This is a genomic window from Streptomyces sp. NPDC086077 (assembly GCF_040686175.1).
GTDB lineage: Bacteria > Actinomycetota > Actinomycetes > Streptomycetales > Streptomycetaceae > Streptomyces.
The window spans coordinates 25,674-41,445 of sequence record NZ_JBFBJT010000062.1 but is presented as its reverse complement, the minus strand read 5'-3'; the positions used below and the strand labels follow the sequence as shown (position 1 = coordinate 41,445).

At 72.4% G+C, this 15,772-nt stretch carries 14 protein-coding genes; 13 read left to right on the top strand and 1 reads right to left on the bottom strand.

The features are described from left to right. Both AB0O67_RS19485 and AB0O67_RS19480 read left to right on the top strand, forming a co-directional pair. Positions 1-584: dihydrodipicolinate synthase family protein (locus tag AB0O67_RS19485; RefSeq protein ID WP_365451623.1), on the top strand; the 584-nt coding region annotated here is incomplete at its 5' end. Beyond that, the gene (locus tag AB0O67_RS19480; protein ID WP_365451621.1) at positions 581-1,744 is read left to right on the top strand and encodes a hypothetical protein; all 1,164 of its coding nucleotides are present in this window, start codon (positions 581-583) and stop codon (positions 1,742-1,744) included. The genes AB0O67_RS19485 and AB0O67_RS19480, both read left to right, overlap by 4 nt. On the opposite strand, the gene AB0O67_RS19475 is transcribed toward AB0O67_RS19480, so the two are convergent. Then, complete coding sequence (locus AB0O67_RS19475; RefSeq protein ID WP_365451619.1) at positions 1,681-2,916, bottom strand: MFS transporter; 1,236 nt, start codon at positions 2,914-2,916, stop codon at positions 1,681-1,683. The genes AB0O67_RS19480 and AB0O67_RS19475 overlap by 64 nt on opposite strands. Before the next feature lie 131 nt (positions 2,917-3,047). On the opposite strand from AB0O67_RS19475, the gene AB0O67_RS19470 reads away from it, so the two are divergent. From AB0O67_RS19470 to AB0O67_RS19420, 11 genes are all read left to right on the top strand, one after another. Beyond that, complete coding sequence (locus AB0O67_RS19470; protein ID WP_365451617.1) at positions 3,048-3,644, top strand: TIGR03086 family metal-binding protein; 597 nt, start codon at positions 3,048-3,050, stop codon at positions 3,642-3,644. Positions 3,645-3,812: 168 nt separating this feature from the next. Continuing rightward, positions 3,813-4,481: a GntR family transcriptional regulator gene (locus AB0O67_RS19465; protein WP_365451615.1), complete on the top strand. Its 669-nt coding sequence runs from the start codon at positions 3,813-3,815 to the stop codon at positions 4,479-4,481. Continuing rightward, entirely contained in the window at positions 4,478-5,386 is a 909-nt protein-coding gene (locus AB0O67_RS19460; protein ID WP_365451613.1) for a dihydrodipicolinate synthase family protein, read from the top strand. The genes AB0O67_RS19465 and AB0O67_RS19460 overlap by 4 nt, the downstream gene beginning before the upstream one ends. Then, a complete protein-coding gene (gene araD, locus AB0O67_RS19455) occupies positions 5,383-7,113 on the top strand; it encodes an L-arabinonate dehydratase (RefSeq protein ID WP_365451611.1) in 1,731 nt (576 codons plus the stop codon). Before AB0O67_RS19460 ends, araD begins: the two co-directional genes overlap by 4 nt. Positions 7,114-7,206: 93 nt before the next feature. Further along, positions 7,207-8,142 carry a sugar ABC transporter permease gene (locus AB0O67_RS19450; RefSeq protein WP_365451609.1) on the top strand — a complete coding sequence of 312 codons (936 nt, stop codon included), beginning with the start codon at positions 7,207-7,209 and terminating at the stop codon, positions 8,140-8,142. After that, a complete protein-coding gene (locus tag AB0O67_RS19445) occupies positions 8,139-9,041 on the top strand; it encodes a carbohydrate ABC transporter permease (RefSeq protein ID WP_365451607.1) in 903 nt (300 codons plus the stop codon). Before AB0O67_RS19450 ends, AB0O67_RS19445 begins: the two co-directional genes overlap by 4 nt. A gap of 5 nt (positions 9,042-9,046) precedes the next feature. Beyond that, complete coding sequence (locus AB0O67_RS19440; RefSeq protein ID WP_365451605.1) at positions 9,047-10,216, top strand: Gfo/Idh/MocA family oxidoreductase; 1,170 nt, start codon at positions 9,047-9,049, stop codon at positions 10,214-10,216. Next, entirely contained in the window at positions 10,213-11,091 is an 879-nt protein-coding gene (locus tag AB0O67_RS19435; protein ID WP_365451603.1) for a PmoA family protein, read from the top strand. The genes AB0O67_RS19440 and AB0O67_RS19435 overlap by 4 nt, the downstream gene beginning before the upstream one ends. Then, the gene (locus AB0O67_RS19430) at positions 11,088-12,611 is read left to right on the top strand and encodes a family 43 glycosylhydrolase (protein ID WP_365451601.1); all 1,524 of its coding nucleotides are present in this window, start codon (positions 11,088-11,090) and stop codon (positions 12,609-12,611) included. Before AB0O67_RS19435 ends, AB0O67_RS19430 begins: the two co-directional genes overlap by 4 nt. 33 nt (positions 12,612-12,644) lie before the next feature. Beyond that, positions 12,645-14,006 (top strand): sugar ABC transporter substrate-binding protein, encoded by a 1,362-nt coding sequence (locus AB0O67_RS19425; protein ID WP_365451629.1) that lies wholly within the window; start codon positions 12,645-12,647, stop codon positions 14,004-14,006. A gap of 295 nt (positions 14,007-14,301) precedes the next feature. After that, positions 14,302-15,759, top strand: coding sequence for an NCS2 family permease (locus AB0O67_RS19420; protein WP_365451599.1), 1,458 nt, complete (start codon positions 14,302-14,304; stop codon positions 15,757-15,759). The last annotated feature ends 13 nt before the right edge of the window (positions 15,760-15,772 follow it).

The window sequence follows — 15,772 nt, the reverse complement described above, 5'->3', positions numbered from 1 at the left end:
CCGGGCAGGAGGGCCTGCTGCGGCACTACCGGGAGCTCGCGTCGGCCACCGCCCTGCCGGTCGTCGTCTACCAGCGCGACAACGCCGTCTTCAGCCCCGAGACCGTCGTCGACCTCGCCCGCACGGACGGGATCATCGGCCTGAAGGACGGCCTCGGCGACCTGGATCTGATGCAGCGGATCGTGAGCGCCGTACGCACCGAGGTCCCCGGCGACTTCCTCTACTTCAACGGCCTGCCGACCGCCGAGCAGACCCAGCTCGCCTACCGCGCCGTCGGCGTACCGCTCTACTCCTCGGCCGTCTTCTGCTTCGCCCCGGAGATCGCCCTCGCCTTCCACGCGGCGCTGGCCTCGGGTGACGACGACACCGTCCACCGCCTGCTCGACGGCTTCTACCGGCCGTTCGTCGAACTGCGAGCCCAGGGCCGCGGCTACGCCGTCTCCCTCGTGAAGGCGGGCGTGCGGCTGCGCGGGCTCGACGTGGGTGAGGTGCGGCCCCCGCTGCACGAACCGGGCGAGGACCACGTCAAGCAGCTCGCCCAGGTGATCGAGCGTGGCTACGCGCTGCTGGAGGAGGGCCTGTGAAGGCGTCGGCGTTCCTCTACCCCTGGGACGTCAACGGAGACCCGGGGGCCCCGGCCCGGATCGCCGAGCTCGGCGTGGACCAGGTGACGCTCGCCGCCGCCTACCACTCCACGCGCGCCCTCACCCCCCGCCACCCCCGCCACCGGGTCGTCACCGCCGAGCACGCCGCCGTGCTCTATCCGCCCGGCGCCACCTGGGAGGGCCGCCCCCTGCGCCCCTACCCGGCGGGCGACTGGGCGCCCGGCGACGCGTACGGCGAGGCGGCCGCCGCCCTCGCGGACGCCGGCCTTCAGGTGCACACCTGGGTGGTCCTCGCGCACAACTCCCGGCTGGGTGCCGAGCATCCGGACACCTCCGTCGTCAACGCCTACGGCGACCGCTATCCCTGGGCGCCGTGCGTCGCACAGCCCGCCACGCGCGCCTACCTCGTGGAGCTGGCCGCGGAGGCCGCCGTACGGCCGGGCGCGCGCGGCACCGAGCTGGAGTCCCTCGGCTGGTACGGCCTCGCCCATCTGCACGCCCACGACAAGATCGCGGGCGTCACCCTGGGGGACGCCGGCCAGTACCTGATGTCTCTGTGCTTCTGCCCCGCCTGCCGGGCGGGCTACGCCGCGCAGGGCCTCGACCCCGACCGGCTGGCCGACGCCGTACGGACCGCGCTGCAGCCGGTGTGGCAGGGCGCGCCGTCGGACGGGGGCTGGGCGGGCGTCGGGAAGCTGCTCGGCGAGACCCTGGCGGCCGCAACGCGCGCGTGGCGCGACGACACGGCACGCACCCTCCAGGAGACGGCGGTCGCGGCGGTCCGCGCCGCCGCACCCGAGGGCTTCCAGGTCCTCCTGCACGCGGATCCGGTGTCGTACCACTGCGGTGCCAACGCGGGCGTCGACCCGGCGCACATCCTGTCCGTCGCGGACGGCGTGGTCGTGCCGTGCACGAGCGGGGCGGGCCCGCTGACGCCGTTCGCCGAGTCGGCCCCCGAGGGCGCCGTGCTCGCCGCCAACTTCACCGTGGTCTCCGGGATGGGCGGGCGCCCCGGCGCCCTGGCCGGGGACGCCGCACGCGCGCGTGCCCTCGGGGCCACGGAACTGCGGCTCTATCACGCCGGGTTGGCGTCGGACGGCGACCTCGCGGCGGTACGGGAGGCACTGAGGAGCAGCTGAAGCGGCGTCAGGAGCAGGGCCAGACCCAGCAGTACGAGCAGCGGCTGGTGGGGGAGCACTTCGACCAGGACCGCTCCCGCCGCGAGCCCCAGCACGTTCGGGGCGAACAGCAGGGTGCTTGCCGTGGCGGCCGCGCGGCCCAGCAAGGCGTCCGGGGCGTCCCGCTGTACGCCGGTCAGGGCGGCGATCAGCACACAGGGCAGCCCGGCGCCGATCGCCACGCTGCCCGCCCAGGCCGCCGGGTCGTACGGCACCGCCCGCAGTGCCACCGCGACGCCGGTGAGCGCGATCCCTGCCACCACGAACCGGCGCTCACCGAGGTGGCGCAGAGCGGGGCCCGAGGCGAGGCCGGCCGCGACCGACCCGAGCCCCTGGAGGGCTGCGAGGACGCCCGCGTACGCCGGGGGGTGCCCGAGGCGCTCCACGACGGCGTACACCAGGGCGCCGTTGAAACCCGCGAGGAGCATGGTCGTGCCGCCGGCGAGGACGAGGGGGCGCAGGCGCGGGTGCGCCCACAGGTGCCGGGTGCCCTCGGCCACGGGGGCGCGCCGACCCGGGGTGGGCGGGTTCTCGCGGACGCGCAGCGCGGCGTACAGGCCCGTCGCGAGCACGAACGTGGCCGCGTCCAGCAGCGCCACGCTCGCCCCGCCGTACGCCGCGTAGACGCCCGCGCCGGCCGGCGGGGCGATCAGCTTCGTGCCCTCGGCGAGGCTCAGGCGCAGGCCGTTGAAGTCGCCGAGCAGGGCGGGGTCGAGCGCGGCGGCGACGAGCGCCGACTCGGCGGCGTCCTGGACGACGCCTGCCACGCCGTACACGAACAGGACCGCGAACAGCAGCCACACGTCCGCCGGGGCGTCCACCGTGAGCAGCGCGGGCAGGAGCGCCGCCATCAGCAGGTTCGTGCCGAGCAGCAGGGGCTTGCGGCGGACGCGGTCGGCCAGGGAGCCCAGGAGGGGGCCGGCGAGGGTGGGGGCCCACATGGCGAGCAGGCTCAGCGCGGCGAGGCCGTCCGAGCCGGTCAGCTCCTTCACCCAGACCCCGGATGCCAGCCACAGGGCGGAGGTGCCCAGGCCGGAGATCACCACGCCGGTGAGGTAGAGGGCGGCGTTGCGGTCGCCCAGGAGGCGCCGGATCCCGCCGCTCCCGTCGGTGTTGCCGTGCGTACCGGTCATGCCTGGTCATCGTCGGGCCAAGGCCCCTCGGCCCGGATCGGGCAAGTGCCTGGGAAACCGGACCGGGGACCGATGATTTCGGGCGCCGGCATAGGTCTACCTCCCAGGACACCACCCTCGAGGAGCACCCGATGACCGACCCGACCCCTTTCGACCTCGGCCCGCAGACCAGGATCGTCGCGGAGCTCGCCGCCGGGGTGACCGACGAGCAGCTCGCCGACCCGACGCCGTGCCCGAAGATGGCGGTGCGCAACCTGCTGGGGCACCTGGTGGGGCTTTCCGTCGCCTTCCGGGACGCCGGGCGCAAGGCGCTCGGCCCGACGACCGACACCGCCCCGGACACGGCCGTGCCGGACATCGGCCCCGGCTGGCGCGAGGAGCTGCCCAAGGCCCTCGACGAACTCGCCGACGCCTGGCGCGACCCGGCCGCCTGGACCGGCATGACCCGGGCGGGCGGCGTGGACCTGCCCGGCGATCTCGCGGGCGTGATCGCGGCCGACGAACTGCTGATCCACGCCTGGGACCTGGCCCGCGCCACCGGCCGGCCCTACGAGCCCGACCCGGCGGCGCTGCGCTCGTCGTACGGCTTCCTGCTCGCGGCGGCCGAGGAGACGGTCCGTGACGGGAGCCTGTTCGGTCCCGTCGTCACCGTCCCGCAGGACGCGCCGCTGCTCGACCGGGCCGTGGGACTGAGCGGCCGGGATCCGGGGTGGCGCCCCGGCCGGTGACACCGAGCACCGGCCTCCCCTGTCCCCCCTTCTTTTGTCAGATGCATTGACGAACCACAGAGGCGCTCCTACCTTCAACGCGTCGTACTTCGTACGTCATATATGAGACGCGATACGCGAGATCCGATACACGATCCCGGTACGCGACGCGAGATCCGAGAGGCGCGCATGACCTCTGTGCCCACGCCGATCCCCTCCCGCACGCAATACGTGCTGGAGGAGATCAAACGCCGCATCCTCACCGGCCGGCTGACACCCGGCCAGGCCCTGGTGGAGACCGACCTCGCCGCGCAGTTCGGGGTGTCGAAGACCCCGGTGCGCGAGGCGCTCAAGACGCTCGCCGGGACCGGACTGGTGGTGATGAACCAGTACAAGGGCGTCACCGTGCGCATGGTGGACGCGGACATGGCGCGCGAGGTCTACGACGTGCGGCTGCTGCTGGAGCCGGAGGCGCTGCGGCGGTCCGTCCGGCGCGGGGCCGCCCTCGACGCCGCGCGGGCCGCGCTGACCCTCGCCGACGAGGCCACCGACACCGCCGAACGGTCCCTGGCCAACCGGGAGTTCCACCGCGCCCTCTATGTGTCCTGCGGAAACCCCCTGCTCGGCCGGATGCTCGACGAGGTCCGCGACCAGGCCGCCCTCGTCTCCGCCGTCGCCTGGGCCGCCGACCCGTCGTGGGAACGCGAGGCCGCCGAGCACCGCGAGATCCTGCGGCTGGCCCTGGACGGGGACGCCGACGGTGCCGCGCGCGCCCTGCACGCCCATATCGCGTCCTTCGTCGAGCGGGCCTTCCCCGCGGCGGAGGCCGGGGTCCGGGGAGAGGGCGGCCCGGCATGACCACGACCTTCGAGACCCAGCGGGAGGCCCTGGCCGACGTGGTGGCGATTCCGGTGACGCCGTTCGCCGAGGACGGATCCGTCGACCCGGACACCCACCGGGCCCTGCTGCGTCGGCTGCTCGACGCCGGTGTCAGGACCCTCACGCCCAATGGCAACACCGGCGAGTTCTACGCCCTCACCCCTGCGGAGCGCCGCCTCGTCACCGAGCTGACCCTCGCCGAGGCCGGCGACCGCGCGGTGGTCCTGGCCGGCGTCGGCCACGACGTGCCCACCGCCGTCGCCTCCGCCCGGCACGCCCGGGAGCACGGCGCCCGGATGGTGATGGTCCACCAGCCCGTCCACCCGTACGTCTCGCAGCGCGGCTGGGTCGACTACCACCGCGCGATCGCCGAGGCCGTCCCCGAGCTGGGCGTCGTCCCCTACCTGCGCGACGCGCGGCTGCCCGGTGCACGCCTCGCCGAACTCGCCGACGCCTGCCCCAACGTCGTCGGCGTCAAGTACGCCGTCCCGGACGCCGCCCGCTTCGCCGCCTTCGCCCGGGACGCGGGGCTGGACCGGTTCGTCTGGGTGGCCGGCCTCGCCGAGCCGTACGCCCCGTCCTACTTCTCCGCGGGCGCCACCGGTTTCACCTCCGGCCTGGTGAACGTCGCCCCGGCCGTCTCGCTGAACATGATCGAGGCGCTGCGCTGCGGCGACTACCCGGCCGCCATGAAGGTCTGGGAGCAGATCCGCCGCTTCGAGGAACTGCGTGCCGCGAACGGTTCCGCGGACAACGTCACCGTCGTCAAGGAGGCCCTCGCCTCCCTCGGGCTGTGCCGCCGCGAGGTCCGCCCGCCGAGCAGGCAGCTGCCCGGCAACGAGCGCGCCGAGGTCGCCGCCATCGCCGCCGGATGGTCGGCATGACCGCCAGGAAGCGCCCGGAGGAGCTCAGAAGCCACCAGTGGTACGGCACGGAGGGCCTGCGGTCCTTCAGCCACCGCGCCCGGACCCGCCAGCTCGGCTATCTGCCCGAGGAGCACCTGGGCAAGCCCGTCGTCGCGATCCTCAACACCTGGTCCGACATCAATCCCTGTCATGTGCACCTCCGTGATCGCGCCCAGGCGGTCAAGCGGGGGGTCTGGCAGGCGGGCGGCTTCCCGCTGGAGTTCCCGGTCGCCACGCTCAGCGAGACCTTCCAGAAGCCGACCCCGATGCTCTACCGCAACCTCCTCGCCATGGAGACCGAGGAACTGCTGCGGTCGTACCCGGTCGACGGTGCGGTCCTGATGGGCGGCTGCGACAAGACCACACCCGCCCTCCTCATGGGGGCCGCGAGCGTCGACCTGCCGACCGTCTTCGTGCCCGCCGGGCCGATGCTGCCCGGCCACTGGCGGGGCGAGGTGCTCGGCTCCGGCACCGACATGTGGAAGTACTGGGACGACAGGCGGGCCGGCCTCATCGGCGACTGCGAGCTGGCCGAGCTGGAGAGCGGCCTGGCCCGCTCGCCCGGTCACTGCATGACGATGGGCACGGCGTCCACCCTCACCGCCGCCGCGGAGGCGCTCGGCGTGACCGTGCCCGGCGCGTCCAGCATCCCCGCCGTCGACTCCGGGCACGACCGGATGGCCGCCGCGGCCGGCCTGAGGATCGTCGAACTGGTCCTCCGGGGCCGCACCCTTAACGACATCCTCACCCGCGACGCCTTCGAGGACGCCGTCACCACCGTCCTGGGCCTCGGCGGCTCCACCAACGCCGTCATCCACCTCATCGCCATGGCGGGCCGGGCGGGGGTCGGGCTCACCCTCGACGACTTCGACCGCATCGCCCGCACGGTGCCGGTGCTCGCCGACGTCCGGCCCGGCGGCCGGAAGTACCTCATGGAGGACTTCCACTTCGCCGGCGGGCTGCCCGGGTTCCTCTCCCGCATCCCGGACCTGCTCCACCTGGACCGGCCCACGGTCTCCCACGAAACCTTGCGCGAACAGATCTCCGGCGCTCAGGTGCACGACGACGACGTCATCCGGCCCCGCGACAACCCGGTCGCGCCCGAGGGCGGGGTCGCCGTGCTCCGCGGCAACCTCTGCCCGGACGGCGCCGTCATCAAGCACATCGCCGCCGCGCCGCACCTGCTCCAGCACTCCGGCCCCGCGGTCGTCTTCGACGACTACCGGACCATGCAGCGGACCATCGACGACCCGTCCCTCAACATCACGGCGGACAGCGTGCTGGTGCTGCGGGGCGCCGGTCCCAAGGGCGGCCCCGGCATGCCGGAGTACGGCATGCTGCCCCTCCCCGACCATCTGCTGAAGCAGGGCGTCCGCGACATGGTGCGGATCTCCGACGCCCGGATGAGCGGCACGAGTTACGGCGCGTGCGTGCTGCACGTGGCGCCCGAGTCGCACGTCGGCGGCCCGCTCGCCCTGGTCAGGACCGGCGACTCCATCACCCTCGACGTCGCGGCACGAACCCTCCGGCTCGACGTGGACGACGCCGAGCTGGAACGCCGCAGGGCGGCGTGGACGCCGCCGCCCGCGCGGTACGAGCGCGGCTACGGGGCGCTCTACAGCGAACAGATCACCCAGGCGGACACCGGCTGCGACTTCGCGTTCCTCGCGCGGCCGGGCACGGTGCGGGACCCGTACGCGGGCTGAACCACCACCCCCGGCCGCGACACCATGCGGTCGAGATCTCGAACGATGATCGGAAAGCGCTTCACCGAGCTTCACCGAGAACGGAGAACAGTCATGGCCCAAGCCGCAGCCGTGGCGAAACCGCCACCGCCACCGAGGCGGCGCCGTGCCTCCGCCACGCCGCGCGGACTGCCGTATCTGCTGATCGCCCCGGCGGCCCTGCTGATGCTCGGCTTCATCGCCTACCCGGTGCTCAGCGTCTTCTACTACAGCCTCCAGGAGTACAACCCGACCAAACCATGGCGGAACGGCTTCGCGGGCCTCGACAACTTCGTCCACGCGTTCACCGAGGACCCGGTCTTCTGGGACACGCTGGTCTTCAGCGCGAAGTGGGTCGTCGTCGAGGTCGGGCTCCAGCTGCTCTTCGGGCTCGCCCTCGCCCTGATCGTCAACCAGACGTTCATGGGGCGCGCCCTGGGGCGGGCACTGGTCTTCTCCCCGTGGGCCGTCTCCGGCGTGCTGACCTCGGCGATCTGGGTGCTGCTCTACAACTCCCAGACGGGCATCACCCGTTACCTCGCGGACCTGGGCGTCGGCTCCTACGGCACCAGCTGGCTCTCGGACACCTCCACCGTCTTCCCGGCGGCGGTCGTCGCCGACCTGTGGCGCGGAGTGCCGTTCTTCGCCATCCTCATCCTCGCCGACCTCCAGTCCGTCTCGAAGGACCTGTACGAGGCCGCCGAGGTCGACGGGGCGAGCCGGCTGAAGCAGTTCTGGCACATCACGTTGCCGCACCTGAAGGACGCCATCGTGCTGTCCACGCTGCTGCGCGCGGTCTGGGAGTTCAACAACGTCGACCTGCTCTACACCCTCACCGGCGGCGGACCGGCCAGCGTGACCACCACGCTCCCGCTGTACATCGCCAACACCAGCGTCGACGCCCACGACTTCGGCTACGCCTCGGCCCTGACCACGGTCGCGTTCGTGATCCTGCTCTTCTGCTCGATCGTCTATCTGCGGCTGAGCAAGTTCGGAAGTGAGGCCAAGTGAGCACCCTCAAGGAGGTCACCGCGGCCGCGCCCGCCTTCCGGCGCGCCGCCCCCGGGCCGCGGCGTCCGGCCGGGCACAAGCACCGCGCCTGGGACGAGGCCCCGCGCTGGCAGATCTACCTGCCCCTCTCGGTGTACCTGGTCTTCACCCTCGTCCCGTTCTACTGGATCCTGCTCTTCGCCCTGCGCCCCGCGGGCTCCACCTCCCTCGTCCCCTGGCCGATGACCCTCGACCACTTCGAGAAGGTCTGGACCGAGCGCGGCTTCGGCACCTACTTCCAGAACAGCGTGTACGTCGGACTCGCCACGCTGCTGCTCACCACCGTGGTCGCCCTGGCCGGCGGCTACGCGCTCGCCCGGTTCGACTTCCGGGTCAAGCGGGCCTTCATGCTCGGTCTGCTCTGCTCCCAGTTCGTGCCCGGGGCACTGCTGCTGGTGCCGCTCTTCGAGATCTTCGCCGGGCTTCAGATGATCAACTCGCTCGGCAGCGTCATCCTCGCGGAGACCGTCTTCCAGCTGCCGCTGTCGATGATCCTCATCAGCAACTTCATCAAGAACGTGCCGTACTCCCTGGAGGAGGCGGCGTGGGTCGACGGCTGCAACCGCATGACCGCCTTCCGGGTCGTGGTGCTGCCCCTGCTGCGGCCCGGGCTGATCGCGGTCGGCTCCTTCGCCTTCGTGCACTCCTGGAACCACTTCCTGTTCGCCCTGATGTTCCTGAACAACCAGCAGAAGCAGACCGTACCGGTCGGCCTGAACAGCCTGATGAGCGCGGACAGCGTCGACCTGGGCGCCCTCGCCGCGGGCGGGATCATCGCCGCGGTGCCGGTGGTGCTCGTGTTCGCCTTCATCCAGAGGTGGCTGATCACCGGGTTCAGCGCGGGGGCGGTGAAGGGGTGAGGAAGGTGTGTGACACAGCCGTACCCGTCGTACTGGCCGGCGGCCGCGGCCACGGCCGCTGGCACCTCGCCAACATCCGCCGCCTGCAGGACCAGGGTCTGGTCCGCCTCGCCGGCGTCTGCGAGCCGGTGCCCCTCACGGAGGAGGAGTCCGGCGGCGAACTCCCGGCCCAGTCCGCCGACTTCGGCGCGCTGCTCGACCGCACCGGAGCCCGGGTCGCCGTGGTCTGCACCCCCATCCCCACGCACACCGACCTCGCGCTGACGGCCGCCCGCAGAGGCGTGCACATCCTGTTGGAGAAGCCCCCGGCCCCCTCGTACGCGGAGTTCCGCCGGATGGCGGACGGGGTCGCCGAGGCGGGCGTCGTCTGCCAGATCGGCTTCCAGTCGCAGGGCTCGCACGCCCTGCCCGCGATCCACGAACTGGTCGCCGAGGGGGCGATCGGCACGGTGACCGGCGTCGGCGGGGCCGGCGCCTGGGCGCGCGACGACGCGTACTACCGGCGGGCACCCTGGGCCGGCCGGCGCCGCCTGGACGGTGCCGACGTGGTCGACGGAGCGCTCACCAACCCGCTCGCGCACGCCGTCGCCACCGCCCTCGTGCTGGGCGGCGCCACCCGGGCGAAGGACGTGACCGAGGTCGAGACCGAGCTGTGGCGGGCCAACGCCATCGAGGCCGACGACACCTCCTGCGTCCGTGTCACCACCGCCCAGGGACTCCCGGTCACCGTGGCCGCGACCCTGTGCGCCGAGCGGCCGCAGGAGCCGTACGTCGTGGTGCACGGCAGCCGGGGCCGGATCACCTTCTGGTACAAGCAGGACCGTGTGCTGCTCCAGCGGGCGGACCACGGCCCGCGGGAGTACGAGCACGGCCGCACCGACCTGTTGGAGAACCTGGTCGGACACCTCACCACCGGGGCCGCTCTGCTGGTCCCGCCGGACGCGACGGGCGCCTTCATGCGGGTCGTGGAGGCGATCCGGCTGGCGCCCGACCCGGCTTCGCTGCCCGAGGCCGCCTGGCGGTCCGTCCCCGGCGAGCACCGGCGGGTCGTACCCGGCGTCGACGCGCTGGTCGCGGCCGCCGCGAACACCCTCGCCCTCTACTCCGAACTCGGTGCCCCCTGGGCGCGTCCGGACGTGCCGCGGACCGGTCGTGCGGAGGTGAGCCCTCGATGACCGGCCACGACTCCCCGGTGCTGCGGGTGGCGGGCCGCCCCGTCGGCCGGTACGTCACCCGGCCGGAACTTCCGGCCCGGCTCTCCCCGCGCCCCTGTCTGCACCCCGTCACCACCCTGGCCGGCACGGTGGTCACCGAACTGACGCCCGCCGACCACCCCCACCACCTCGGCGTCGGTGTCGCCGTCCCCGACGTCGAGGGGTACAACTTCTGGGGCGGGCGCACCTTCGTCCGCGGCAAGGGCCCGACCGAGCTCGGCAACCACGGCGCCCAGCGGCACCTCGCCTTCCAGCTCCGCGAACCCGGTGCCTTCGTGGCGGACCTGCGCTGGATGGCCGCCGGGGCCGAGCTACTGCGCGAGCGCCGCACGGTCGCCGCTAACGAACTCACCGGCACCGCCTGGGCGCTGGACTTCGCCTTCGCCCTCACCAACACCACCTCCCGCCCGCTGTCCCTCGGCAGCCCCGCCACCAGCGGGCGCCCCGGGGCGGCTTACGGCGGCTTCTTCTGGCGGGCGCGGAAGGAGGCCTCGGCGCCGGAGGTCTTCACCGCCGCGGCCGACGGCGAGGCCGCCGTGCACGGCGCCCGCGCCGACTGGGTGGCCCTGACGGGCGGGGCGTCCGCGAACCCCGGAGCCGGGGGCGGAGCAGGCTGGACGCTCGTCCTCGCCGGTGCCACGGACGCCACCCGCCACGACCCGTGGTTCGTCCGCACCGCCGAGTACCCGGGCGTCGGCTCCTGTCTGGCCCACGACGCCCGGCTGCCCATCCCGCCCGGGGAGACGGTCGTCCGCCGGATCGTCACCGTCGTGGCCGACGGCCGCCTCACCCGCGACGAGGCCGCGGCGCTGGTCCGCAAGGCGGTGACCCCGTGAGCGTGGAACCCGGCGAGACCCTCTACCACAACCCGATCCTCGACGCCGACTGGTCCGACCCGGACATCGTGCGCGCGGGCGACGACTTCTACCTCACCGCCTCCAGCTTCGGCCGCGTCCCGGGTCTGCCCCTGCTGCACTCCCGCGACCTGGTCAACTGGACCCTCATCGGGCACGCCCTGGACCGGCTCGAACCGGACGGCGCCTTCGCGACGCCCCGCCACGACGGCGGCGTCTGGGCACCCTCCCTGCGCCACCACGGCGACCGCTTCTGGATCTTCTGGGGCGATCCCGACCAGGGCATCTTCCAGGTCAACGCCCCCCGGACACGCGGCCCCTGGACCCGGCCGCACCTGCTGAAGCCCGGCAAGGGACTGATCGATCCCTGCCCCCTGTGGGACGACGAGACCGGCGGGGCCTACCTGGTGCACGCCTGGGCCAGGTCCCGCTCCGGCGTCAAGAACCGGCTCACCGGCCACCGTATGCACCCCGACGGGACCTCTCTCCGCGACGCCGGCGAGGTGATCGTGGACGCCGACCGCATCCCCGGCTGGTTCACCCTCGAAGGCCCCAAGCTCTACCGGCACGACGGCTGGTTCTGGATCCTGGCGCCCGCCGGGGGCGTGGAGACCGGCTGGCAGGGCGCCTTCCGCTCCCGCGACTTCTTCGGGCCCTACGAGGAGAGGGTCGTCCTGGAGCAGAAGGAGACCGACGTCAACGGGCCGCACCAGGGCGGCTGGGTGCGCACGCCGTCCGGTGAGGACTGGTTCGTGCACTTCCAGCAGCGGGGCGCGTACGGCCGGGTCGTCCACCTCCAGCCGATGCGCTGGGACGCCGACGGCTGGCCGGTGCTCGGCGACGACGGCGCCCCCGTCGCCGTCCACCCACGCCCCGCCCTGCCGGCGCAGCCACCCGCCGCGCCCGCCACCGACGACGACTTCCCCGGCGGACGGTACGGCCCGCAGTGGCAGTGGACCGCCAACCGGCGCGACGGCTGGGCCACCCGGCACTCCGGTGACGGTCTCCGGCTGACCTGCGTCCGCTCGGCCGTCGCGCACGATCTGCGCAAGGTGCCGAACGTCCTCACCCAGCGGCTGCCCGGGACGCCGGCCGCCGTCGAGGTGGAGCTGCGGCTCGACAGCGCGCAGCCGGGAGCGCGGGCCGGACTGGCGGTGCTGGGGGACGCGTTCAGCTGGATCGGCCTGCAGCGGGAGGCCGACGGGACGGTCCACCTGGTGCACCGCTTCGCGGAAGCGGTCGCGCAACGGGAGCGGGACGCCGACCGCCCCCGGCTGGTCCCCCAGGGACGGGCGCGGCTGCGGATCGAGATCGCGGCCGGGGCGCGCTGCCGATTCGGCTACGACATCGGCGACGGCCCGTGCCGCTCCGGCCAGGTCTTCGCCGCCACGCCGTGGCGCTGGGTCGGCGCCCTCATCGGTCTCTTCGCCCTCGCGCCGGGCGAGGCACCGGGGCATGCCGGGGCCGGCGTGTTCACGCAGTTCCGTATCACCGCCATCTGAAGTCCCCCTCACGAAGAGAGCCGACCGATGAAGATGAAGATCAGCATTCGCAGAGACAGCACCGGCAGACGCCGTACGCCGGCCGTCGTCGCCCTGGGCGCCGTGCTCGCGCTGACCGTCACCGCCTGCGGCGACGACGGCAGCGGGGCGAGCGGCGGCAACGGCGCCGAGGGCAGCGGCACCGGAAAGATCGTCTTCTGGGACAACAACGGCGGTGTCCGCACCGACATCTGGAATGAGATCATCGCCGGCTTCGAGAAGGCGAACCCGGACATCGACGTCGAGTACGTGGGCATCGCCTCCACCGAGTACCAGTCCAAGGTCGACACCGCCATCCAGGGCGGCGGCCTGCCCGACGTCGGCGGTGTCGGCGCCGCCATGATCGCGGGGTTCGCCGCGCAGGGCGCGCTGGATCCGCTGGACGAGCGGCTCGCCAAGTCGTCGCTGAACGGCAAGCTCAACGAGGACATGGTCACGTCGCTGAGGGCGGCGGGCGGTGCCGAGGACACGCTCTACTCGATTCCGACCTCCGCCAACAACGGTGTGCTGTACTACCGCACCGACCTCTTCGAGAAGGCGGGCCTGCGGGAGCCGACCACCTGGGACGCCTTCTACGAGGCCGCCGAGAAGCTCACCGCCGCGGGAAGGAACGAGTTCGGGTACACGATCCGGGGCGGCGCGGGCTCGATCGCCCAGGCCCTGGACGCGATGTACGGGCAGTCGGGCATCACGTCCTTCTGGGACGCGAGCGGCGCGAAGACCACCGTGAACGACCCGGCGAACGTGGCGGCGCTGGAGAAGTACGCCGCGCTGTACAAGAAGGTCACCCCGGCCGCCGACCTCAACAACGACTTCACCAAGATGGTGGCGCAGTGGGATTCCGGCACGATCGGGATGCTGAACCACAACCTGGGCTCGTACCAGGACCACGTGAAGGCGCTGGGAGTCGAGAAGTTCCGGGGGATTCCGCAGCCGACGGGGCCCGGGGGCAAGCGGGTGCAGGTGTCCAACCCGGTGGACGGGTTGGGGCTGTTCAAGGCCTCCAGGAACAAGGAAGCCGCGTGGAAGTTCATCGAGTTCGCCACGTCGCACGCGGAGAACTCGAAGTTCAACAGGACGGCGGGCCAGGTGCCTGCGCACGCCGACGCGGCGAAGGACGCGTGGATCTCGGAGGCCGAGCCGACGAAGCTGGCCGCGCAGGCACTGAGTGACGGCTCCACGACGATCGTGCAACTGCCGTACTACCTGCCGGACTGGAACACGATCTCCAAGGCGGACAACGAGCCGAACTTCCAGAAGGTACTGCTGGGCGGCCTGAGCCCGCAAAACTTCCTGAACACACTGGCCGACCAGCTGAACGAGGCCCAGGCCGAGTGGAGCAACCAGAAGGGTTAGCACGCCGACACGACAGTGGGACGGCCCACGGCCCCGCGCCACGGGCCGTCCCCGATCGGTCGCGCAGTTCCCCGTGCCCCGATCCGGGGCGGGGGTTGTCGACACTCGATCGTCGGCCGCCACGCGGGCGCGGGGCGCCTGCGCTGACCCCCATGGCCGGGCCGGGACCGCACCGAGCTCCCACGGGCGGGGAAGGCCGATTCCGTAACACGCGGAAAACCTGGACGTGGTGGCGCGTGGGAACAATCCTGCCAGCGTTCGCACATCGATCATTCAGGCATCAGGGAGCTCAGCCATGTCCGAACTGAAGAAGGCGACCGACCGGCCAAGTCAGCCGCCGGCGGCGGGGAACGGGGTCGACCGGTTCTTCAGGATCTCCGAACGGGGATCCACCTTCGGCCGGGAGATACGCGGCGGTCTCGCCACGTTCTTCACGATGGCCTACATCCTTGTCCTGAATCCCCTCATCCTGGGCAGCGCCGAGGACAAGTACGGCCAGCAGCTCGACGCCGTCCAACTCACCACCGCGACCGCCCTGGTGGCCGCCGTCATGACCGTCGTCATGGGCGTCGGCGGCAACCTGCCCCTCGCCCTCGCCGCCGGACTCGGCCTCAACGCCGTCGTCGCCTTCCAGATCGCCCCGCTGATGAGCTGGGCCGACGCGATGGGCCTGATCGTCGTCGAAGGCATGCTGATCTGCGTCCTGGTGGTGACCGGCCTGCGTGAGGCCGTCATGCACGCCATCCCGCAGCCCCTCAAGCAGGCGATCAGCGTCGGCATCGGCCTGTTCATCGCGTTCATCGGTTTCGTCGACGCCGGCTTCGTCAGCCGGATCCCGGACGCCGCGAACACCACCGTGCCCGTTCAGCTGGGCGGCTCCGGCACGCTCACGGGGTGGCCGATGCTCGTCTTCTGCCTCGGGGTGCTGCTGACCGTCGGGCTGCTCGCCCGCCGGGTCAAGGGCGCCATCCTGATCAGCATCGTGACCATGACGGTCGTCGCGATACTCGTCGACTCCCTCGCCGACATCAAGACCTGGGGCCTGACCACACCCGCCTGGCCCGACCAGGTCGTCGACAGCCCCGACTTCGGCCTGATCGGCGACTTCGACCTCTTCGGCGCGTTCGGCGAGCCCGGCGTCGGCGTCGTCACCGTCGTACTTTTGATCTTCACGCTGATCCTGTCCGACTTCTTCGACACCATGGGCACGGTCGTGGGGATCAGCGCCGAGGCGGGGCTGCTCGACGAGGACGGCAAGGTCCCCAACCTGGGCCGGGTTCTGCTCATCGACGGCGCGGCGGCCGTCGCGGGCGGCGCCGCGTCCTCCTCGTCCGCCACGTCCTACATCGAGTCGGCGGCCGGCGTCGGCGAGGGCGCACGCACCGGCTTCTCCAACCTGGTCACCGGCGGCCTGTTCGCCCTCGCCCTGTTCCTCACGCCGCTGCTCACCATCGTCCCGCTCCAGGCGGCCGCCCCGGCCCTGGTCGCCGTCGGTTTCCTGATGATGACCCAGGTCAAACACATCGACTGGGACCGCTACGAGATCGCCGTCCCGGCGTTCCTGACCATCGCCGTGATGCCGTTCACGTACTCCATCACCAACGGCATCGGCGCGGGCTTCCTCGCCTACGTCGTCATCAAGACGGTGCTCGGCAAGGCCAGGGAGGTCCACTGGCTGCTGTGGGGGACCTCGGCGCTGTTCCTGGTGTACTTCGCGATCGACCCGATCGAGCAGCTTCTCGGCGTCAGGTGAGGTGGTGAGAGGG